The organism is Streptomyces sp. NPDC058375, assembly GCF_042723425.1.
Taxonomy (GTDB): domain Bacteria; phylum Actinomycetota; class Actinomycetes; order Streptomycetales; family Streptomycetaceae; genus Streptomyces; species Streptomyces durocortorensis.
Genome location: NZ_JBHXJG010000072.1, coordinates 1 through 21467, shown reverse-complemented (window position 1 = coordinate 21467; position 21467 = coordinate 1). Strand labels below are relative to the sequence as shown.

General features: G+C 71.0%; 19 protein-coding genes. 15 read left to right on the top strand and 4 right to left on the bottom strand.

Going from position 1 to position 21467, the window contains the following annotated elements; translation table 11 throughout:
• Positions 1-90 precede the first annotated feature (90 nt).
• Both ACFWM7_RS14750 and ACFWM7_RS14745 read right to left on the bottom strand, forming a co-directional pair.
• Positions 91-534, bottom strand: a complete 444-nt coding sequence (locus tag ACFWM7_RS14750; protein WP_383260185.1) for an SRPBCC family protein — start codon at positions 532-534, stop codon at positions 91-93.
• Between the two features lie 102 nt (positions 535-636).
• The gene (locus ACFWM7_RS14745; RefSeq protein WP_383260183.1) at positions 637-1029 is read right to left on the bottom strand and encodes a VOC family protein; all 393 of its coding nucleotides are present in this window, start codon (positions 1027-1029) and stop codon (positions 637-639) included.
• Between the two features lie 122 nt (positions 1030-1151).
• Here ACFWM7_RS14745 and ACFWM7_RS14740 point away from each other — a divergent pair, with 122 nt between their 5' ends.
• The 3 genes from ACFWM7_RS14740 to ACFWM7_RS14730 all read left to right on the top strand — a co-directional run bounded on the left by ACFWM7_RS14740 (position 1152) and on the right by ACFWM7_RS14730 (position 4602).
• The gene (locus tag ACFWM7_RS14740; RefSeq protein ID WP_383260179.1) at positions 1152-2189 is read left to right on the top strand and encodes an Rv2578c family radical SAM protein; all 1038 of its coding nucleotides are present in this window, start codon (positions 1152-1154) and stop codon (positions 2187-2189) included.
• A 184-nt stretch (positions 2190-2373) separates the two neighbouring features.
• On the top strand, positions 2374-3960 hold the full coding sequence (locus tag ACFWM7_RS14735; protein WP_383260178.1) for an alpha/beta hydrolase: 1587 nt from the start codon (positions 2374-2376) through the stop codon (positions 3958-3960).
• A gap of 78 nt (positions 3961-4038) precedes the next feature.
• A complete protein-coding gene (locus ACFWM7_RS14730; RefSeq protein ID WP_383260176.1) occupies positions 4039-4602 on the top strand; it encodes a GNAT family N-acetyltransferase in 564 nt (187 codons plus the stop codon).
• Here the strand turns inward: ACFWM7_RS14730 and ACFWM7_RS14725 are convergent.
• The gene (locus ACFWM7_RS14725; RefSeq protein ID WP_383260174.1) at positions 4580-5164 is read right to left on the bottom strand and encodes an adenylosuccinate lyase; all 585 of its coding nucleotides are present in this window, start codon (positions 5162-5164) and stop codon (positions 4580-4582) included. The two genes, ACFWM7_RS14730 and ACFWM7_RS14725, sit on opposite strands and share 23 nt — an antisense overlap.
• A gap of 364 nt (positions 5165-5528) precedes the next feature.
• On the opposite strand from ACFWM7_RS14725, the gene ACFWM7_RS14720 reads away from it, so the two are divergent.
• Together ACFWM7_RS14720 and ACFWM7_RS14715 are read left to right on the top strand one after the other, a co-directional pair.
• On the top strand, positions 5529-7310 hold the full coding sequence (locus ACFWM7_RS14720) for a 3-hydroxyacyl-CoA dehydrogenase family protein (protein WP_383260172.1): 1782 nt from the start codon (positions 5529-5531) through the stop codon (positions 7308-7310).
• Between the two features lie 91 nt (positions 7311-7401).
• Entirely contained in the window at positions 7402-8217 is an 816-nt protein-coding gene (locus ACFWM7_RS14715; protein ID WP_383260171.1) for a TetR family transcriptional regulator, read from the top strand.
• Here the strand turns inward: ACFWM7_RS14715 and ACFWM7_RS14710 are convergent.
• Positions 8204-8980 (bottom strand): restriction endonuclease, encoded by a 777-nt coding sequence (locus ACFWM7_RS14710; RefSeq protein WP_383260169.1) that lies wholly within the window; start codon positions 8978-8980, stop codon positions 8204-8206. The two genes, ACFWM7_RS14715 and ACFWM7_RS14710, sit on opposite strands and share 14 nt — an antisense overlap.
• A gap of 158 nt (positions 8981-9138) precedes the next feature.
• Here ACFWM7_RS14710 and ACFWM7_RS14705 point away from each other — a divergent pair, with 158 nt between their 5' ends.
• From ACFWM7_RS14705 to ACFWM7_RS14660, 10 genes are all read left to right on the top strand, one after another.
• Positions 9139-9930 (top strand): GNAT family N-acetyltransferase, encoded by a 792-nt coding sequence (locus ACFWM7_RS14705; protein WP_383260166.1) that lies wholly within the window; start codon positions 9139-9141, stop codon positions 9928-9930.
• 356 nt (positions 9931-10286) lie between these two features.
• The gene (gene ccrA, locus ACFWM7_RS14700) at positions 10287-11624 is read left to right on the top strand and encodes a crotonyl-CoA carboxylase/reductase (protein ID WP_383260164.1); all 1338 of its coding nucleotides are present in this window, start codon (positions 10287-10289) and stop codon (positions 11622-11624) included.
• Positions 11625-11633: 9 nt separating this feature from the next.
• On the top strand, positions 11634-13646 hold the full coding sequence (locus tag ACFWM7_RS14695; protein WP_383260161.1) for a protein meaA: 2013 nt from the start codon (positions 11634-11636) through the stop codon (positions 13644-13646).
• Positions 13643-14665 carry an HpcH/HpaI aldolase/citrate lyase family protein gene (locus ACFWM7_RS14690; protein ID WP_383260159.1) on the top strand — a complete coding sequence of 341 codons (1023 nt, stop codon included), beginning with the start codon at positions 13643-13645 and terminating at the stop codon, positions 14663-14665. Before ACFWM7_RS14695 ends, ACFWM7_RS14690 begins: the two co-directional genes overlap by 4 nt.
• Positions 14666-14667: 2 nt before the next feature.
• Positions 14668-15171, top strand: coding sequence for a MaoC family dehydratase (locus ACFWM7_RS14685; protein WP_010072684.1), 504 nt, complete (start codon positions 14668-14670; stop codon positions 15169-15171).
• 49 nt (positions 15172-15220) lie between these two features.
• Positions 15221-16426: an acyl-CoA dehydrogenase family protein gene (locus ACFWM7_RS14680; RefSeq protein ID WP_383260157.1), complete on the top strand. Its 1206-nt coding sequence runs from the start codon at positions 15221-15223 to the stop codon at positions 16424-16426.
• Positions 16427-16606: 180 nt separating this feature from the next.
• Positions 16607-17254 carry a phosphatidylserine decarboxylase gene (locus ACFWM7_RS14675; protein WP_089117240.1) on the top strand — a complete coding sequence of 216 codons (648 nt, stop codon included), beginning with the start codon at positions 16607-16609 and terminating at the stop codon, positions 17252-17254.
• A 22-nt stretch (positions 17255-17276) separates the two neighbouring features.
• The gene (pssA, locus tag ACFWM7_RS14670) at positions 17277-18104 is read left to right on the top strand and encodes a CDP-diacylglycerol--serine O-phosphatidyltransferase (RefSeq protein WP_030722336.1); all 828 of its coding nucleotides are present in this window, start codon (positions 17277-17279) and stop codon (positions 18102-18104) included.
• 268 nt (positions 18105-18372) lie between these two features.
• Positions 18373-19176, top strand: coding sequence for a hypothetical protein (locus ACFWM7_RS14665; protein WP_383260154.1), 804 nt, complete (start codon positions 18373-18375; stop codon positions 19174-19176).
• 100 nt (positions 19177-19276) lie between these two features.
• Positions 19277-21448: a bifunctional serine/threonine-protein kinase/ABC transporter substrate-binding protein gene (locus ACFWM7_RS14660; protein ID WP_383260152.1), complete on the top strand. Its 2172-nt coding sequence runs from the start codon at positions 19277-19279 to the stop codon at positions 21446-21448.
• The last annotated feature ends 19 nt before the right edge of the window (positions 21449-21467 follow it).

Genomic DNA, 21467 nt, shown 5'->3' with positions numbered 1-21467 from the left:
AGGCCGGTCGTCCCGCGGAGGCCGGATCGTCCGACCTCCGGTGCGGGGAAAGGGAGTTACTTCTCGACCTCGGGGGCGAGGTTGAGGGAGTTACTTCTCGACCTCGGTGGCGAGGTTCTGGAGCAGCTCGTCGTAGATGCGGGCGAGGCCCTTGGGTGCGAAGGTCCGCTCGAAGAACCCGCCGACGCCGCCCGCGCCGTCCCAGACCGTGACCACGACGGCCTTGGACTTTCCCTCACCGGCCGGGGTGACGGTCCAGGTGGTGACCATGGAGGAGTTGCGGTCCTTCTCGACGAGCTGCCCGTCGGTCGGCTCGCTGACCTCCAGCAGGCAGTCGCGGACGCGCTTGCTGGTCGCCTGGAGCTTCCAGTGGACGAGGGTGCCCTCGCCGTCACCGCCCTCGCGGACCTCGTACTCGCTGAAGTGCCCGGGCAGCACCTTGCCGCGGACGTCCTTGTAGTCGGCCAGCGCGTCGAACACCGCCTCTGCGTCCGCCGCGATGATCCGCTCCGTGGTGGCCTCGACCTGCGCCATGGCTGTTCCTCCAGCACTCGGGTGTTCGGTGGGTGAGCTGAGCCAACCACCTCGGGCACAGCCGCTCAAAATCGGGGCCGGGAGGGGGTCGCCGGGAGGGGATCAGGGGCAGCGGGCGGCGAGGACGCAGAATTCGTTCCCCTCCGGGTCGGTGAGGACGGTCCAGCTCGCCCCGCCCTGTCCGACGTCGGCGCGCCGGGCGCCCAGCGCGAGCAGCCGTTCGACCTCCTCGTCCTGTTCCCGGTCGGTGGGGTTGACGTCGATGTGGAGCCGGTTCTTGACGGTCTTGCCCTCGGGGACGCGCGCGAAGGTCAGCGTCGGCGGTACCGGGCCGAGGCGGTCCTTGCCCTCGGGCACCGCGGGCGAGCCGATGGTGACGACGTCCTCCCCCTCCTCCACGCCCTGCACCTCGTATCCGAGGACCGCGCACCAGAAACGGGCCAGGCCGGCGGGGTCGGCGCAGTCGATCGCGAGCTCGGTGAACTTGCTGGCCATGGTCGGGACCTCCCGGTCAGGTAGCGGCTCCTTGACGGGCCACACGCTAGTCGCGGGTCTGCCTCGCACGATCAAGGGAACAAATGTTCTATTCTTCGAGCAGTGCTACCGAGGAGGCGTCCATGCGCTGGGACAATCTGGTCGAGAAGAACTCGACGACCGGGAACAGCGCGCTCTTCGCCGCGGACGCGGTGACCACGCGCACGTTCGACACCCCTGAATTCCGAGGAATCACCTTCCACGAGATCCGGGCCCGTTCGATCCTGAACCGGGTGCCCGGGGCCTCACGGATGCCGTTCGAGTGGACGGTGAACCCGTACCGGGGCTGCACGCACGCCTGTGTGTACTGCTTCGCCCGCAAGACCCACAGCTATCTGGACCTGGACACCGGCATCGGCTTCGACTCGCAGATCGTCGTCAAGGTCAACGCAGCCGAGCTGCTCCAGCGGGAGCTGGCCTCGCGGCACTGGCGGGGCGAGCACATCGCGATGGGCACGAATGTCGACTGCTACCAGCGGGCGGAGGGCCGGTACCGGCTCATGCCGGGCATCATCAGCGCCCTGCGCGACCGCGCGAACCCGTTCTCGATCCTGACCAAGGGCACGCTGATCCTGCGGGACCTGGAGCTGCTGCGGCAGGCCGCCGAGGTCACCGAGATCGGCGTCTCGGTCTCCGTGGGCTTCACCGACCGTGAGCTGTGGCGGACGGTCGAGCCGGGCACCCCCTCCCCCGAACGCCGGCTGGACGTGGTGCGCGCCCTCACCGACGCCGGGATCGGCTGCTCGGTCCTGATGGCCCCGGTCATCCCGTTCCTGGGCGACCGCCCGGAGCAGCTGCGCGCCACGGTCGCCGCCGTCGCGGACGCGGGAGCGGCCTCGGTGACCCCGCTGGTGCTGCATCTGCGCCCCGGCGCGCGCGAGTGGTACATGGACTGGCTGGGGCAGCACCATCCGCATCTGGTGGAGCGTTACGAGCGGATGTACGCGGGCGGGGCGTACGCGCCCACCTGGTACCAGCGCCGGATCACGCGTCAGGTGCACGAGCTGGCGGACGAGTTCGGGATCGGCCCGGCCCACCGGGGCGAGGCCCGCCGGATCGCCCCGGCTCCGGTCCCGGCCGCCGCACCGGAGCCCGGCCCGACCCAGCTGACCCTGCTCTGAAAGCCGCCCGAAGGCCACCGGTGGGGCCTGCGGGTCCTAAAGATCACCGGTGGGGCCCGTGGGGCCGATGGCGTGACCGTACGGGTCGACTCCGCGCGGAACGGGCCCTTCCGCAAGGGAATTCGGGGAGCATGCGGCGGGGACCGGTGATCCGGCGCCGCGTCCCGCCACTCCGGGAGGCCCCATGACGAAACGTGCAGGAATTCTGGTCGCCGTCGGCGCGACCGTCGCCGGTCTGCTGACCGCCGCGCCCGGCCCGGCCGCCGCCACCGCGGCGAGCGCGCCGCCCGCCCCGAAGCTGAAGTGGACCGACTGTCCGACCGACAGCTATCCGACGCTCCAGTGCGCGAAGGTCCGCGCCCCGCTGGACCACCGCCGCCCGTCGGGCCGTCAGGTCACGCTCGCCCTGTCCCGCGTCCCGCACACCGCGAAGACCTTCCAGGGCCCGCTACTGGTCAACCCGGGGGGCCCGGGCGGCAGCGGCCTGTCGATGGCCGGGTTCGTGGCGTCCTCGCTGCCGAAGAAGGTCGCCGCGCAGTACGACGTGATCGGCTTCGACCCGCGCGGCGTCGGCAAGAGCACCCCGGCCCTGAACTGCCTGCCCGGGCACTTCGATCCGGTGCGCCCGGACTCGGTGCCCACGTCCTACCGGGCGGAGCGGATCAACCGCGACCGGGCCGAGTCCTTCGCCCGGGCCTGCGGCGAGAAGCACGGCGACGTGCTGCCGTACATGGACACGGTCAGCGCGGCCAAGGACCTCGACGTGATCCGCCGTGCGCTGGGCTCCCGGCAGCTCAACTACTTCGGCTACTCCTACGGCACCTACCTCGGCGCGGTCTACGCCAAGCTGTACCCGGAGCGCGTGCGCCGCCTGGTGCTGGACTCGGTCGTGGACCCGGACGACGTCTGGTACGAGGGCAACCTCGGCCAGGACTACGCCTTCGACGACCGCCACAAGGCCTTCGCCGCCTGGGTCGCGAAGAACGACGCCGCCTACGGCCTGGGCACCGACCCGGCCCGCGTCGAGGCCGCCTGGTACCGGATGCGGGCGGACGTGGCGCGCAAGCCCGCGGGCGGTACGGTCGGTGCGAGCGAGCTGGAGGACACCTTCCTGCCGGGCGGGTACTACAACGGCTACTGGCCCTACCTCGCCGAGGCGTTCGCCGCGTACGCGAAGGACCGGGACGCCGAGGCGCTGGTCGAGGTGTACGAGAACTTCGGCGCGGTCGACGCGAGCGGCGACAACGGCTACTCGGTCTACACGGCCGTCCAGTGCCGCGACGCCGGCTGGCCCGAGCACTGGAGCACCTGGCGCAACGACAGCCGGCGCATCCACGAGAAGGCGCCGTTCATGACCTGGAACAACACCTGGTACAACGCACCGTGCGCGGACTGGCCGGTCGCCCCGCTGCACCCCGTGCCGGTGAACAACCGTCAGCTGCCCCCGGCGCTGATCCTCCAGGCCACGGACGACGCGGCGACCCCGTACGGCGGGGCGGTCAGCATGCACCGCAAGCTCAAGGGCTCCAGCCTCGTCGTGGAGGAGGGGGGCGGCAACCACGGCATCACGCTGAGCGGCAACGACTGCCTGGACCAGCATCTGACGGCCTATCTGACCGACGGCACGGTCCCGCGCGGCCGGGGCGAGGCGGACGCGGTCTGCGCCGCCCTGCCGGAGCCGAAGCCGCTGCCCGCCGAGAAGGCCGCTGCCCAGTCGGTGGACAACAGCAAGGGCAGCCGTCTGCACGGCCTGCTGGGCTTCCGCCGCTGAGCCGCCTTTCGCCGGCCCGTCGACGCGGTGCGGAAAATCACGGGCGGGGCGCGAGGGAGTGGTCGAGGATGGTCCGGCATGAGCCACTCCACCACTCCCCCGCACCCGCCCGGCACCACGGTCCGTGACATGCGGATCGAGGACTGCGAAGCGGTCGCCGCGGCCCGGGTGCGCGGCTGGCGGCACGCCTACCGGGGCCTGCTGCCGCAGCCGTATCTGGACCGGATGGACATCGCCGAGGAGACCGGGCTGCGGCGCAGGTACTTCGAGGAACGCGGCGAGACCGTGAACGTGGTCGCCGAACGGCCCGACGGCACGGTGACCGGCTGGGCCTGCGTCGGCCCGCACCGCGCCGAGGACCACGGGCTCCCCGGCTGCGAGCTGTACGCGATCTACGTCCTGCCCGAGCACATCGGGACCGGGACCGGCCGCGCCCTGCTGGCCGAGCTGACGGCCCGGGCCACCGCCGCGGGCCACCCGGACATGGCGCTGTGGGTGCTCCGGGAGAACGCGCCGGCACGCCGGTTCTACGAGCGGGCCGGCTTCCGGCCGGACGGGGCCGAGGACACGTTCCTGGCGGGCGGCGCCCTGGTGAACGAGGTGCGCTACGTCCGCCCGCTCACTCCCCCGGCAGCCGGCTGAGCGCCGCGGCGGCGGCCGCGCCGAGCCGGGGATGCGGGAGGGCCGCCGTGAGGACCGGGCGGGCCTGTTCGTCGGCCAGCCGACCGAGGCCCTCGACGCAGGCCAGGGCGACGCGCCAGTGGGGTTCGCCCGGGGCCAGCAGGCGTTGGAGGGTGGTGACCAGGGCGGGGACCGACTCGGGGGCGCGCAGGTCGGTCAGCAGGCGCACCGGGTGCAGGGCGTAGGCGGTGCGCAGGGTGTTGGTGGCGAGCGCGGCGGCGGCCCGGGGCGTGCGGGGGTCGTCCAGGCGGGCCAAGGCGTGGGCGGCGGAGACGCAGCGTTCGGGGTCGCGGTGGTTGAGCAGGAGCACCAGCGCCTCGAAGGCCCGCCGGTCGCCCGCGCAGCCGAGCCGGAAGGCGGCCATCTCGCGCGCCCACAGCGGCTGGTGCGGCTCGACGAGAACGCGGGCCAGCTCCTCGGGGTCCTCGGCGGCGAGGAGCAGGGCGTAGCGCGGTGACCCGGCCGCCTCGGACTCCAGCCGGTCCACGAGTGAACGGAACTCCTCGTCCATGACGTCATCCATGACGCTCAGCGTATCGACGGACACACTCCGTGCGGGGCGGGTCGACGGAGACCGTGTGGCCCAGGGCACACGAAACCAGGGGTGGCGCGCTCGTTACTCGCCGGTTAATCTCATCTGAGCGGGGCACACTCCCCGCAGGCTCCGGTGGCCTGGTGACGCAGCCATCGGAGTGCTTGTCGGTTCGGCTTTACGTGCGACGGACTCCGGGACAGAGTCCGTCACCCTCACGGCCGGGCGCGCTCGCTCGCGGCGCGTCGGCCCCGTGCTCCACGACACGCAGCTCCCATACGCCACGCGCCGCGCCGCTCCCTCATCTCCGCGCGCGCCGTGCTCCCACAGTCGTCACTCACCCTGGAGTCCCGTGATGGACACCCCTCTCTCCACCATCGCCGTCGTCGGCCTCGGCACCATGGGCACCGGCATCGCCGAGGTCCTGGCCCTGGCGGGCCGCGAGGTCATCGGCATCGACATCAGCGAGGCGGCCGCCCTCGGGGCCGTCGCCTCCCTCGAAGCGTCCACCGCACGGGCCGTGGGCCGCGGGCGGATCACCGAGCAGGAGCGGGCCGCCGCGCTCGCCCGGTTCCGTACCGGCGACAGCCTCCGGGCCGCCGCCGAAGCCGAGCTGGTCATCGAGGTGGTGCCCGAGTCGTACGAGATCAAGCAGCAGGTGTTCCGGGAGCTCGACGCGATCGTCTCCCCCACCGCGATCCTGGCCACCGGCACCAACGCCCTGTCGGTGACCCGGCTGGCCGCCGAGTCGCAGCGCCCCGAGCGCGTGCTCGGCCTGCACTTCTTCAACCCGGCGCCCGCGATGAAGCTGGTCGAGGTGGTCTCCTCGGTGCTGACCGCGCCGCCTGCCGTCGAGGCCGTCACCACGCTCGCCCGGGAGCTGGGCAAGGAGCCCGTCGCGGTCGGCGACCGGCCGGGGTTCGTCGCGGACGGGCTGCTCTTCGGCTACCTCAACCAGGCCGCCGCGATGTACGAGGCGAACTACGCCTCCCGTGAGGACATCGACGCCGCGATGAAGCTGGGCTGCGGACTGCCGATGGGCCCGCTCGCCCTGCTGGACCTGATCGGCATCGACACCGCGCGCACGGTCCTGGAGGCCATGTACGCCGAGTCCCACGACCGGCTGCACGCCCCGGCCCCGGTCCTCGGGCAGCTCAGCAGCGCGGGCCTGACCGGCCGCAAGGCCGGGCGCGGCTTCTACACGTACGACGCCCCGGGCGGCCAGAGCGTGGTGCCCGACGCGCTGACCCCGGCGGCGGAGAGCACGGCCGGGTCCGGGCGAGAGGTGGCGTCCGTCGGGGTCGCGGGCTCCGGGACGATGGCGTCCGGCATTGCGGAGGTCTTCGCGAAGGCCGGCTACGGCGTGGTGCTGGCGGCCAGGAGCCAGGAGAAGGCCGACGTGGCCAAGGGCAGGATCGCGAAGTCGCTGGAGCGTTCGGTGGCCAAGGGGCGGCTGAGCGCCGAGGCCCGGGACGAGACGCTGGCGCGGATCACGGCGGCCGGTTCGCTGGACGCGTTCGCGGAGGTCGACCTCGCCGTCGAGGCGGTCGCCGAGGATCTGGAGGTCAAGCAGCAGCTGTTCGCGGCGCTGGACAAGGTCTGCCGACCGGGTGCGGTGCTCGCCACCACCACCTCCTCGCTGCCGGTCGTCGCCATCGCCCGGGCGACCGCGCGCCCCGAGGACGTCATCGGGATGCACTTCTTCAACCCGGCGCCCGCGATGAAGCTGGTGGAGGTGGTCCGTACCGTCCTGACGGCCGACGACGTGCACGCCACGGTCCGCGCGGTGTGCGCGAAGATCCGCAAACACCCGGTGGACTGCGGGGACCGGGCCGGGTTCATCGTGAACGCGCTGCTGTTCCCGTACCTCAACAACGCGATCAAGATGGTCGAGCAGCACTACGCCACGCTGGACGACATCGACGCCGCGATGAAGCTGGGCGGCGGCTACCCGATGGGCCCGTTCGAACTGCTCGACGTGGTCGGTCTGGACGTCTCGCTGGCCATCGAGAAGGTGCTGCACAAGGAGTTCCGCGACCCGGGCCTGGCGCCCGCGCCGCTGCTGGAGCACCTGGTCGCCGCGGGCTGCCTCGGCCGCAAGACGGGGCGCGGCTTCCGCGAATATGCCCGTCGCTGACCCGGGAGCCGGGTGGGGCGGGCTGCTGGGGCCCTCCGGCGGCCCGCCCCCGCAGGCGCGCTCTCCTGCACCGATGCGTTACGTTCATGCCATGTCCCAGCCCGCCAAGTCACCCCGTGCCACCGCCGCGACCGACGCCCCGGAGACCACCGCGGGAACCCGCGCCGCCGCCCAACGGCTCAAGATGCGCCGCGAACTGGCCGCCGCCGCGATGGAGCTCTTCGCCACGAAGGGCTACGAGGCGACGACCGTCGACGAGATCGCGGGCGCCGCGGGCGTCGCCCGGCGGACGTTCTTCCGCCACTTCCGCTCCAAGGAAGAGGCCATCTTCCCGGACCACGACGACACCCTCGTCAGGGCCGAGGCCGTCCTGAACGCCGCCCCCGCGCACGAGCACCCGCTCGACACCGTCTGCCGCGGCATCAAGGAAGTCATGAAGATGTACGCGGCCAAGCCCGCCGTCTCCGTGGCCCGTTACAAGCTCACCCGCGAGGTGCCGACCCTCCGGGAGGCCGAGATCGCGTCGGTGGCCCGCTACGAGCGGCTGTTCACCCGCTATCTCCTGGGCCACTTCGACGAGCGCGACCACCATGTGGGCAACGACGACCCGCTGCTCGCGGAGGTCGCCGCGTCCGCCGTGGTCACCGCGCACAACCATGTGCTGCGCCGCTGGCTGCGGGCGGGCGGCCAGGGCGATGTGGAGGCCCAGCTCGACCGGGCCTTCGCCATCGTGCGCGACACCTTCGGCACGGGCATCGGGGCCGGCCGGACCGCGGGGGCCGAGCCCGACCGGGCCCCGGCCGCATCGGTGGCCGCGGACGGCGAGGTGCTCGTCGCCGTGGCGCGCACCGACGCCCCGCTGGACGAGGTCATGCGGACGATCCAGCAGGCCCTCAAGGACCGCTGACCCACGCGTCCTGCTCGGCGGGGACCGCCGCCGCCTCCCAGGGCGGCGGTGCGCCGCCCTCGCTCCAAGCAGCCAGCTCCTCGGGGCCGTAGCAGAGGATGGCGCACTGCTCGGCGTAGTCGAGCGCGGGTTCGGTGAAGCCGCCGGTGGAGACGACGAGCGCGACATCCGCCTCGTGCACCGCATAGCAGGTGCCGCCGAAGCGCTGAAGATCCTGGGAGCCGACCCGGTTGTCCGGCCCGTAGCGCTTGCACTGGACGACCAGGCGGCGGCCGTCCGGCGTGGTGCCCAGCACGTCGGCGCCCAGGTCGCCCGCGCCGCCCACCACCTCGGCGTCCGAGCAGCCGTCACGGCGGCAGAGTTCGGCGACGGCCTCCTCGAAGGCGTACGGGTCCAGCTCCGCGTGATCCACCGGTTCGGCGGCCCCAGGCGGTTCGGGCATGGTCTGTGCACGGGCTGCCCCGGCGGCGTCCAGCTCGGCGATCCCCGCGTCGACGATCCCGTACGCGGCGTCCGTGACGGCCTCCGCGACCCGGCGGGCCCGTCGGCGGCGGCGCAGCACCAGGACGGTCGCGGCGAGGACCAGCGCGACCAGGAGCACGGCGGCGAGCGGATGGCGTCCGGCGCTGCGCCAGGCGGCCCGCAGGGCCATCCCGCCGCCCGCGAGGATCACGGCGATCAAGGCGAACCCGAAGGTGGTACGCCGGAGGTCGAAGCGACCGCGCCGCTCCCGGCTGCTCCGTCTGCGGATCGGTATCGCCATCGGTGCCCCACCCCTGCTCTCTCTGACCACTTCAAGATCACTTGGTTCCACACGCCTGCCCCGAGCTGCGGTTTCGACGCGTCCGTGCCGGGCCGTTCGGAGCGGCGGGCGGCCGAAATCCGTTGGTTTACCGTTCACCGCTGTGCTGAGGTGCGCGAATGCTGCCCACAGAGACACGTGACCTGTTCGACCGCGAGATGCGGGAGCACTGCCGCCCGGACGGGCCCGGCGTACGCGTCGAGCGCGCCGGGCCCGTCGTACGCCGGACCGGCGGCCCGGACGACTGGAACGGGGTCGTCTGGTCGGACCCGGGACTGGACGCCACCGGGGCCGACGCGGCGATCGAGGCCCAGATCGCGCACTACACCGCGCGCGGCCTCCCGGACTTCGAGTGGAAGCTCTACTCCCATGACCGGCCGGCCGATCTGGGCGACCGGCTGCGGGCGGCCGGATTCGTACCGGATCCGCCGGAAACCCTGCTGGTGGCCCCTGTCGCGCCGCTGACCCGGCCGGTCGCCCTGCCCGAGGGCGTCACGCTGCACCCCGTGACGGACGCGGCGGGGGCGGAGCTGATGGCGCTGGCCCACGAGCGGGCGTTCGGCACGGACGGGAGCCGGCTCCTGCACCAGGTCGTGAAGCGGCTGGAAGCCGCCCCCGAGGATTTCGTGGCGCTCGTCGCCCTGGCGGACGGGGAACCGGTCAGTTCGGCCCGTATGGAGCTGTGCCCGGGGACGGGCTTCGCAGGCCTCTGGGGCGGCGGCACGGTCGCCGGGTGGCGGGGCAGAGGCCTCTACCGGGCCCTGGTCGCCCACCGGGCCCGGATCGCCGCCGAGCGCGGCTACCGCTTCCTCCAGGTCGACGCGACCGACATGTCCGCCCCGATCCTGGCCCGGCTCGGCTTCACGGCGCTCGGCACGACGACGCCGTATGTGTACCGACCCGTCGGGTAACCGCCTGCCAGCAGGACAGAACGTCTCGTAACGCCCATCGTGTTGCTCATGCGTGCCCACGAGATGACAAGTGAGAGAAATTGTTGGCACTGGGTGCCTTGTCAGGTGTCACGGAGTGCCATACGTTGAAGGTGTCCGGGCGGCCGGCGTGCTGAGACCTCACACGTACGCCGGCTGTCCCCGCAACCACCGTGCTGCGCGCCCGGACGCCTGCGTCACAGGCACCCTTCTGCTCCACCGAGCAAAGCCGAGCTCCACCTGCCGAACCGACGGCAACACCTCCACACCGCACCGCACCCCCTGCCAGCAGGGCCCCTCAAGCGTTCCCTCGACGCCGCATCACCGGAGGCAACACCGTGAAGGAAATCCTGGACGCGATTCAGTCGCAGGACAGCACCGCCGCGGACTTCGCGGCCCTGTCCCTCCCCGAGTCCTACCGCGCGATCACCGTGCACAAGGACGAGGCGGAGATGTTCGCGGGGCTCGAATCCCGCGACAAGGACCCCCGCAAGTCGATCCACCTCGACGACGTCCCGGTCCCCGAACTCGGCCCCGGCGAGGCCCTCGTGGCTGTGATGGCCAGTTCGGTGAACTACAACTCCGTCTGGACCTCGATCTTCGAGCCGGTGTCGACGTTCAGCTTCCTGGAGCGGTACGGGAAGCTCAGCGAGCTGACCAAGCGCCACGACCTGCCGTACCACGTCATCGGCTCGGACCTCGCTGGCGTCGTCCTGCGCACCGGCCCCGGCGTGAACGCCTGGAACCCGGGCGACGAGGTCGTCGCGCACTGCCTGAGCGTCGAGCTGGAGTCGAGCGACGGCCACAACGACACGATGCTCGACCCCGAGCAGCGCATCTGGGGCTTCGAGACCAACTTCGGCGGCCTGGCGGAGATCGCGCTGGTCAAGTCCAACCAGCTGATGCCCAAGCCGAAGCACCTCAGCTGGGAGGAGGCCGCGGCTCCGGGCCTGGTCAACTCGACCGCGTACCGCCAGCTCGTCTCGCGCAACGGCGCCGGCATGAAGCAGGGCGACAACGTGCTGATCTGGGGCGCCAGCGGCGGACTCGGCTCCTACGCCACCCAGTTCGCGCTGGCCGGCGGCGCCAACCCGATTTGTGTCGTCTCCAGCCCGGAGAAGGCGGACATCTGCCGGAGGATGGGCGCGGAGGCGGTCATCGACCGCAACGCCGAGGGCTACAAGTTCTGGAAGGACGAGCGCACCCAGGACCCGAGGGAGTGGAAGCGCTTCGGCAAGCGCATCCGCGAGTTCACCGGCGGCGAGGACATCGACATCGTCTTCGAGCACCCGGGCCGCGAGACCTTCGGCGCCTCGGTCTACGTCACCCGCAAGGGCGGCACGATCACCACCTGCGCCTCCACCTCGGGCTACATGCACGAGTACGACAACCGCTACCTGTGGATGTCCCTCAAGCGCATCATCGGCTCCCACTTCGCCAACTACCGCGAGGCGTGGGAGGCCAACCGCCTCATCGCCAAGGGCAAGATCCACCCGACGCTCTCCAGGACGTACTCCCTGGAGGACACCGGCCAGGCGGCGTACGACGTCCACCGCAACCTGCACCAGGGCAAGGTCGGCGTCCTCGCCCTGGCCCCCCGCGAGGGACTGGGCGTCCGCGACCAGGAAATGCGTGAGCAGCACATCGACGCCATCAACCGCTTCCGCAACGTCTGAGGTTCTCCGATGAACGAACGTCAGAAGGACCGGCCCTGGCTCATGCGGACGTACGCCGGTCACTCGACCGCCGAGGCGTCCAACGAGCTGTACCGCCGCAACCTCGCCAAGGGCCAGACGGGTCTCTCGGTCGCCTTCGATCTGCCGACGCAGACCGGATACGACCCGGACCACATCCTCGCCCGCGGCGAGGTGGGCCGTGTCGGTGTTCCCGTCTCGCACCTCGGTGACATGCGGCGGCTGTTCCAGGACATCCCCCTGGAGCAGATGAACACCTCGATGACGATCAACGCGACCGCCATGTGGCTGCTGGCGCTCTACCAGGTGGTCGCGGAGGAGCAGGGGGCCGACCCCACCAAGCTCCAGGGGACGACGCAGAACGACATCGTGAAGGAGTACCTCTCGCGCGGGACGCACGTCTTCCCGCCGGTGCCCTCGCTGCGGCTGACCACGGACATGATCACGTACACGGTCAACCGCATCCCCAAGTGGAACCCGATCAACATCTGCAGCTACCACCTCCAGGAGGCGGGGGCCACCCCGGTCCAGGAGATCGCGTACGCCATGTCGACCGCCATCGCGGTGCTCGACGCGGTCCGCGACTCGGGCCAGGTGCCCGAGGAGAAGTTCGGTGACGTGGTCGCCCGCATCTCGTTCTTCGTGAACGCGGGCGTCCGCTTCATCGAGGAGATGTGCAAGATGCGCGCCTTCGGCCGTATCTGGGACCGCGTCACCCGTGAGCGGTACGGCATCACCAACGCCAAGCAGCGCCGCTTCCGCTACGGCGTCCAGGTCAACTCCCTCGGCCTGACCGAGGCCCAGCCGGAGAACAACGTCCAGCGCATCGTCCTGGAGATGCTGGCCGTCACCCTCTCCAAGGACGCCCGCGCCCGCGCCGTGCAGCTGCCGGCCTGGAACGAGGCGCTGGGGCTGCCCCGGCCCTGGGACCAGCAGTGGTCACTGCGGATCCAGCAGGTGCTGGCGCACGAGAGCGATCTGCTGGAGTACGAGGACATCTTCGCGGGTTCGCACGTCATCGAGGCCAAGGTGGACGCCCTGGTCGAGGAGTCGCTCGCGGAGATCGACCGGATCCAGCAGATGGGCGGCGCGATGGCGGCCGTCGAGTCCGGCTATCTCAAGTCCGAGCTGGTCTCCTCGCACGCGGCCCGGCGGGCCCGGATCGAGGGCGGCGAGGAGAAGATCGTCGGCGTCAACATCTACGAGTCCACCGAGCCCAACCCGCTCACCTCCGACCTCGACGGCGCGATCATGACCGTCGACCCCGAGAACGAGGCCCGGGTGGTCGCGGCCCTGCACGAGTGGCGGGACAACCGCGACGAGGCACGGGCCTCCGAGGCGCTGGCCGCGCTGAAGAAGGCCGCGGCGGGCACCGAGAACATGATGGAGGCCACCGTCGAGTGCGCCCGCGCGGGCGTCACCACCGGCGAGTGGTCCTGGGCGCTGCGGGACGTCTTCGGCGAGTTCCGCGCGCCCACCGGGGTCTCATCGGCCCCGGTCGCGGTCACCGCCGAACCGGGCAGCACGCTGGCCCTGGTCCGCGAGAAGGTCACCCGTACCGCCGCCGACCTGGGGGTGGGGCGGCTGCGCCTGCTGGTCGGCAAGCCCGGTCTGGACGGGCACTCCAACGGGGCCGAGCAGATCGCCGTACGGGCCCGTGACGCCGGGTTCGAGGTGGTCTACCAGGGAATCCGGCTGACGCCCGAGCAGATCACCGACGCGGCGCTGGCCGAGGACGTGCACTGCGTGGGCCTGTCCATCCTCTCCGGCTCGCACGCGGAGCTGGTCCCCGACGTGCTGCACCGGCTGCGCGAGGCCGGGGCGCCGGACATCCCGGTGATCGCGGGCGGCATCATCCCGCCGGCCGACGCCACCGCACTCATCGAAGCCGGAGTGGCCGCCGTCTTCACCCCGAAGGACTTCGGCATCACGGAGATCATCGGCCGTATCGTCGACGAGATCCGGAAAGCGAACAAGCTCGACCCTCTGGAGGTCCCCGCATGACCACGCCCGCCCACCCGTCGCCCGCCACCGCCCCGGCAGAGAGCGGCTTGGCCGCGCGCTCCTCGGTGAACCGGCTGCGCCCGCGCCGTTCGTGCCTGGCCGTGCCGGGCTCCAACCCGCGCTTCCTGGAGAAGGCCCAGGGCCTCCCGGCCGACCAGGTCTTCCTGGACCTGGAGGACGCCTGCGCGCCGCTCGCCAAGGAGGGCGCCCGCCACCACATCGTGGACGCGCTGAACAACGGTGACTGGAGCGGCAAGACCCGGGTCGTGCGGGTCAACGACTGGACGACGCACTGGACGTACCGGGACGTCATCACGGTCGTCGAGGGCGCGGGGCCCAACCTCGACTGCATCATGCTGCCGAAGGTCCAGGACGCCCAGCAGGTCGTGGCGCTGGACCTGCTGCTGACCCAGATCGAGAAGACGATGGGCTTCGAGGTCGGGAAGATCGGCATCGAGGCGCAGATCGAGAACGCCAAGGGTCTGGTGAACATCGATGACATCGCCGCCGCCTCGCCGCGCCTGGAGACGCTGATCTTCGGCCCGGCCGACTTCATGGCCTCGATCAACATGAAGACCCTGGTCGTCGGCCAGCAGCCGCCCGGCTACCCGGCGGACGCCTACCACTACATCCTGATGCGCATCCTGATGGCGGCCCGCACGCACGATCTCCAGGCGATCGACGGCCCGTTCCTCCAGATCCGTGACGTGGACGCCTACCGCGAGGTGGCCGGCCGTGCCGCCGCCCTCGGCTTCGACGGCAAGTGGGTGCTGCACCCCGGTCAGGTCGACGCGGCCAACGAGGTGTTCTCGCCCTCGCAGGAGGACTACGACCACGCCGAGCTGATCCTCGACGCCTATGACTGGTCCACCTCCGAGGAGGGCGGCAAGAAGGGCTCCGCGATGCTCGGCGACGAGATGATCGACGAGGCCAGCCGCAAGATGGCCCTGGTCATCGCGGGCAAGGGCCGGGCCGCCGGAATGCAGCGCACGTCGAAGTTCGAAGCCCCGGAGGCCTGATCATGCAGTTCGGACGCACGTATGAGGAGTTCGAGGTCGGTGCTGTCTACAAGCACTGGCCCGGAAAGACGGTCACGGAGTACGACGACCACCTCTTCTGTCTGCTGACCATGAATCACCACCCGCTGCACATGGACAGCAACTACGCGGAGAAGACGACCGACTTCGGAAAGAACGTCGTCGTCGGCAACTACATCTACTCGCTGCTGCTCGGCATGTCGGTGCCGGACGTCTCCGGAAAGGCCATCGCCAATCTGGAGGTCGAATCGCTCAAGCACATCGCGCCGACCTTTCACGGCGACACGATCTACGGCGAGACGACCGTGCTGGACAAGACCCCGTCGAAGTCCAAGAACGACCGCGGCATCGTGTACGTGGAGACCAAGGGCTACAAGCAGGACGGCACGGTCGTCTGCGTCTTCCGGCGCAAGGTGATGGTTCCCACCGAGACGTACATCAAGGAGCGCGGCGGCGAGCAGCCCGGCCGCCCGACGCCCGCCAAGTAACCGAGTGAAGTTTTAAGGCCATCCGCGTGAAGCCACAGGAGAAGCAGCCATGACGCGACTCGCCCAGACCGCCGGTCTGAACGACATCCAGCGGGAAATCCTTTCCACGGTCCGGGACTTCGTCGACAAGGAGATCATTCCGGTCGCGACCCAGCTGGAGCACCGCGACGAGTACCCCACGGAAATCGTCGAGGGGCTCAAGGAACTCGGCCTGTTCGGGCTGATGATCCCCGGGGAGTACGGGGGCCTGGGTGAGTCGCTGCTCACCTACGCGCTGTGCGTGGAGGAGATCGCGCGCGGCTGGATGAGCGTGTCGGGCATCATCAACACGCATTTCATCGTGGCCTACATGCTCAAGCAGCACGGCACCCAGGAGCAGAAGGACACGTTCCTGCCGCGGATGGCGCTCGGCGAGGTGCGGGGCGCGTTCTCGATGTCGGAGCCGGCGCTCGGTTCCGATGTCTCGGCGATCTCGTCGAAGGGCGTCCGGGACGGCGAGGAGTATGTTCTCAACGGCCAGAAGATGTGGCTGACGAACGGCGGAACGTCGACTCTGGTGGCCGTTCTCTGCCGAAGTGACGAAGGCCACCCCGAGGGGACCGCGCCGCACAAGTCGATGACGACCTTCCTCGTCGAGAAGGAGCCCGGCTTCGGAGAGGTCCGGCCCGGCCTGACCATCCCCGGGAAGATCGACAAGATGGGCTACAAAGGCGTCGACACGACCGAGCTCATCATGGACGACCTGCGCGTTCCGGCCAATCGCGTCCTCGGCGGCACGACGGGCCGAGGGTTTTACCAAATGATGGACGGCGTCGAGGTCGGGCGGGTGAATGTCGCCGCGCGTGGCTGCGGAGTCGCGCAGCGTGCATTCGAACTGGGTGTTTCGTACGCCCAGCAGCGCCACACCTTCGGCAAGCCGATCGCCCAGCACCAGGCGATCCAGTTCAAACTGGCTGAAATGGCCACCAAGGTCGAAGCCGCCCATGCGATGATGGTCAATGCAGCACGCAAAAAGGACTCCGGGGAGCGTAACGACCTGGAGGCAGGGATGGCGAAGTACCTCGCCTCCGAGTACTGCAAGGAAGTCGTCGAGGACGCCTTCCGTATCCACGGCGGCTACGGCTTCTCCAAGGAGTACGAGATCGAGCGCCTCTACCGCGAGGCGCCGATGCTGCTGATCGGTGAAGGTACCGCCGAGATCCAGAAAATGATCATTGGCCGGCGACTCCTGGAGGAGTACCGATTCCAGGGCTGATTGTCCGTTTCAGGGTGATTTGGTGGCGAAGAACGTCACACCGGGTCACCCTCGACGGGCGGCGTTCGACAGTCCGACTCGGCTGCTGGCTTGCCCAGTTGCGCCCGGCAACCGATAGCATCTTCGGAAAGCCGCCGTCCCCCGTTGCCAGCGCGGCATCATCCGCTACGAAGGTCATTCATGCCCGACAGCACTTCCACCGCATCCCGCGGCGGGGTCCGCATCGCCCGCGGAGCATCGCCGTGGCTCCTGCCGACCGTCGCCACCGCAGCCCTCAGCCTGGCCCGCGCCCGCAAGTCGGGGCGCTGGGCAGCAGCGGCCGTGCCCACCACCGCGCTCGCGGCGGGCATGCTGTGGTTCTTCCGTGACCCCGAGCGCGAGATCACCGACGGCCGGGTCATCTCCCCGGCCGACGGCGTGGTGCAGAGCATCATGCCGTGGAAGGACGGGCGCACCCGCGTCGCGATCTTCATGAGCCCGCTCAACGTCCACGTCAACCGCGCGCCGCTGGCGGGCACCGTGACGTCGGTCGAGCACATCCCCGGCGGGTTCGTTCCGGCGTTCAACAAGGAGAGCGAGAACAACGAGCGCGTTGTCTGGCACTTCGACACCGAGCTCGGCGACATCGAGATGGTGCAGATCGCGGGAGCGGTCGCCCGTCGGATCGTGCCGTACCTCCCCGAGGGCACGAAGGTGGAGCAGGGCGAGCGCATCGGCCTGATCCGCTTCGGCTCACGCGTGGACATCTACCTCCCGGAGGGGATCGATGTCGCGGTCGAGGTCGGTCAGGCCACCACCGCGGGGGTGACTCGAATTGACCGTGATTGATCCTGATACCAAGGCCGGCTGGGTGCCGGAGGCCGACGACGAGAACGACGTCGACGGCACGGAGGACATGCCGCTGTCGATGCGGCTGTCGATAGCGGACACGCTCACGCTCGGTAACGCGACGTGCGGGTTCATGGCGGTGTACTTCACCACCACGGGCATTCTGATCCCGCACCTCACGGGCAGCGACGAGACGGGCATGGCCCGGCACTCGGCCGCCACCGCCGTGATCCTCATGCTGATGGCCGCGATCTTCGACCTGTTCGACGGACTCGTGGCGCGCAAGCTGCGTTCCTCGCCGATGGGCGCCGAGCTGGACAACCTCTCGGACCTGATCAGCTTCGGGCTCGCACCGGCCTACTTCGTGCTCGTGTACGGCATGGTCGCCGACGACGCCCATCAGCGGGTGTCGGCGCTGGCGGCGATCGTGGTGTTGCTGGCGGTGGTCCTCAGGCTGGCCAGATTCTCCTGCGTGACACTGAAGGACGGCATGTTCCAGGGCATGCCGAGCCCCTTCGGAGCGCTGACGGTCGTCTCGATCGTGCTCCTGGAGCTGCCCTTCGTGCCGACCCTGCTCGCGATCGTCGGCGTGGCATGGCTGATGGTGAGCCGGGTGGAGTACCCCAAGCCGCGGGGCGTCCTCGCGGTGGCGATGCTCGGCTGGATCGTGGCCGCGATGGGGCTGCTCGCCGCGTGGGCGTTCGACGCGCCCGGCGGTCAGCTGCTGCTCCAGACGGGCTGCGCGCTCCAGGTGGTGCTCGGCGCGGTGATCCCGCTGTTCGCCACGGCGCGGCGCGTGAACACGTTCCGTGACAACCGGCGCGAGGCGCGGGCTGCGCAGCTGCCGTAGCGGTACGTGCGTGAACCAGGGCGATGGCCCGGATGCTCCCCGGCATCCGGGCCATCGTGCGTTCCTCGGCAGACACCCCTCCCCGCCGCCTACCACCGCGCACTTCCCGCCGCCAGAGGCGAAGTCCTGCCGGTGGCTGAGAAGTTTCGGCAGCGAGGTGAGTACCGGGTTCCCGTCCCGTGCCGTACCCGGCTTCTAGAATCGCCTCGCGACCGATACCCGAGCCATTTCGGCCACGGCGCGGTCCGCGGGATCAGGGGGGTCCGGGATGAATCCGATGCTGGTGGGGACACGCGTGGTGGCGGCCGTGGCGGCGGGGGTGCTGCTGGCCGGATGCGGCGGGTCGGAGTCGAAGAACAAGGACAGGCCCGAACCGAAGCCGAGCGGATCGGCGCAGCAGGGCGGCCCGGCGACCGGCGGCGAGAAGACGGGGGCCTCGGGGAAGCCGGACCCGAAGCAGTCCACGCTGCCGGGGGCGCTGCCCAGCGCCTACGACTTCACGCCGGACCCGGACCGCGTCCCGAAGAACGCGGCCCAGGCGCGGAAGCTGACCCGTGACGCCGCGCTCGGGGAGAACGACTGGACGGCGGGGATGGTCCGCCACACCCCGTACGAGAGCGGCGGCAGCTGGCCCGTGCTGCCGGACTCCTGCGTCTGGACCCGCTCCGCGCTGCCCTCGGGCATCCTGGACAGCTTCACGCGGCGGCTCGACATCCCGGCGCAGAGCGGCAAGGGGCGGATCCAGGGCGCGGTGACCGTGACCGTGCACCGGACCGAGGCGGGGGCCGACAAGGAGATCAAGGACACCGTCCAGGAGAGCTTCCGGTGCCCGAACCAGGAGCTGGGCGGCGGGCAGCGCCTCAGCGGTCTGATGTCCCTCCAGTTCGACCAGAAGGACGTGCGCAATGCGGACGCCTCGCTGTTCGAGGCGGGGAAGTACACCGGGCCGGAGTCGGGCGGGGTCCAGGACTACGTCTGGTCCAAGTCCCGGATCGGCCCGGTGACGACCGCTGTGTCGGTCAAGGGCGCGAAGGGCTACACGAACACCGATCTGCTGCGGATCGCCGCCTAGGGCGGCGCCAAGGTGCTCTACCGCGTCGAGCTGGAACTGAAGTGACCGCGGGCCTGGAAATCACGTGACCGCGGGCCCGGACGAAAGGCACTGACCCCTGATGGAACCGCTCCGTTCCACCGACCCGGCACGGATCGCCGGGTACCGCGTCCTCGGCCGCCTCGGCGCCGGGGGCATGGGCGTGGTACTGCTGGGCCGGTCGCCCGGCGGCGCGCTGGTGGCGATCAAGCTGATCCGCGCGGAGTACGCCGACGACCCCGGCTTCCGGGCCCGCTTCCGGCGGGAGGTGGCGATCGCCCGGCAGGTCCGCAACCGCTGGGCGGTGCCGGTGGTCGCCGCCGACACCGAGGCGCCGGCCCCGTGGCTGGCGACCGAGTTCGTGCCGGGGCCCGCCCTGAGCGAGGCGGTCGGCGGCGGAGGGCCGCTGCCGGAGCGCGGGGTGCGGGCGCTGGGCTCGATGCTCGCGGAGGCGCTGGAGGCCGTCCACACGGCGGGGCTCGTACACCGGGACGTGAAGCCTGGCAACGTGCTGCTGGGTCTGGACGGACCCCGGCTGATCGACTTCGGGATCGCACGGGCCCTGGACGACACCGTCCTCACGGCGACGGACGTGATCGTCGGCTCCCCCGGCTTCCTCTCGCCCGAGCAGGCGCAGGGGCGGCGGCTCGGGCCGGCGAGCGACGTGTTCTCGCTGGGCTGCGTCCTGGTGTACGCGGCGACCGGCGGGCGGCCGTTCGGCACCGGCCCGGTGGAGGCGATGCTGTTCCGCACCGTGCACGACACGGCGGACCTGAGCGCGCTGCCGCCCGGGCTGCTCCCGGTGATCGAGGCGTGCCTGGCCAAGGAGCCCGAGGACCGTCCGGCGGCGGCGGACATCCGGCAGGCGTTCGCGGAGGACCTGTCGGGGGGCAGCTGGCTGCCCGGCCCGGTCACCCATCTGATCGCCGAGCGCTCGGCGCGGATGCTCGCTCTGCCCGACATCGACGCGACGAGCCTGGACGCCCGCGCGGACGACGCCCCGGACACGGGAACAGGAACCGGGACCGGCGGGCGGGACACGACCGCAGTCCCGGCCCCCGTCGGCCGTCGCCGCTTCCTCGCGTACGTCACCGGGGGCGCGGCGCTCGCGGCGACGGGCGGCACCGCCGCATGGCTGGCCGCCTCCGGCGACGACAAGGACCCGGACGGCGAGGGCGAGGACGACGGGAAGACAGCCCGCCCGGAGCTGCACATCGGGCTCCAGGCCGATCTGAGCGGCCCCTCTGCGGCCGTCGGCAAGGGCCAGGACCGGGCGGCGCGGCTCGCGGTGGCGGAGCACAACGCGCGGGGCGACGCGCCGTTCACACTGCGGCTGACCACGGTCGACGACGGGGGCGACGAGGAGCGGGCGAAGGCGGCGGTGCGCCGGTTCGCCGAGGACCCGCTCCTGGTGGCCGCGATCGGCGCGACCGGCACGGACGCGGCCCGGGAGGCGCTGGTGGCGTACGACGAGGCGGCGCTGCCGCTGCTCAGCGTGGTCGACGGGGACATCCGCCATCTGAACCGGATCTTCCTGTGCGCCCGGCCGCGCAACGACATGCAGATGCTGCCGGTGGCGGAGTTCCTCGGGGCGTACGAGATCGACCAGGTGGCGCTGGTCGACGACGGCACCGAGTACGGCCGGCAGACGACCCGATTCCTCGACGCGGGGCTGCGCGGCAACGGCCGCACGGTGTTCGCGGAGACCGTACGCGAGGGCACACGGGACCTGGACGCGGAGGCCGAGCGGATCGTCGCGAAGCAGCCCGGGGCGGTGGTGTACGGGGGCGGCCGGCGGGACGCCGGACGGTTCGCGAAGTCGCTGACCAGGGCGGGGTTCCTGGGGCCGAAGATCGGCACCCAGGCCGTGCACGACCCGCGGTTCCTGGCGGAGGCGGGGGAGGACGCGGCGGGCTGGCTGGTCGTCTCGACGGCCGCCGACCCCGCCTCCGTACCCTCGGTGCATCCGTTCGCGGCCGCCTACCGCAAGCGCTTCGACCACGCGCCGCCGCTGTTCGCGGCCGAGGCGTACGACGCGGTGGGGCTGATCGCCGCCTGCGCCGAGGGGCTGAAGCGGGAGACGGTGACCCGCCAGGATCTGCTGCCCGCGCTGCGGACGACCTCGTACAAGGGCGTCTCCAAGAGCTACGCCTTCGAGTCCGCCAACGGGATGTACACCGGGACCGGGGTCTTCATCTACCGCGTGGAGCGGGGCCGCTTCCGGTACATCGGGATGGACGGCCGGGAGGTCTGACCGGGCACCCGGTCAGACC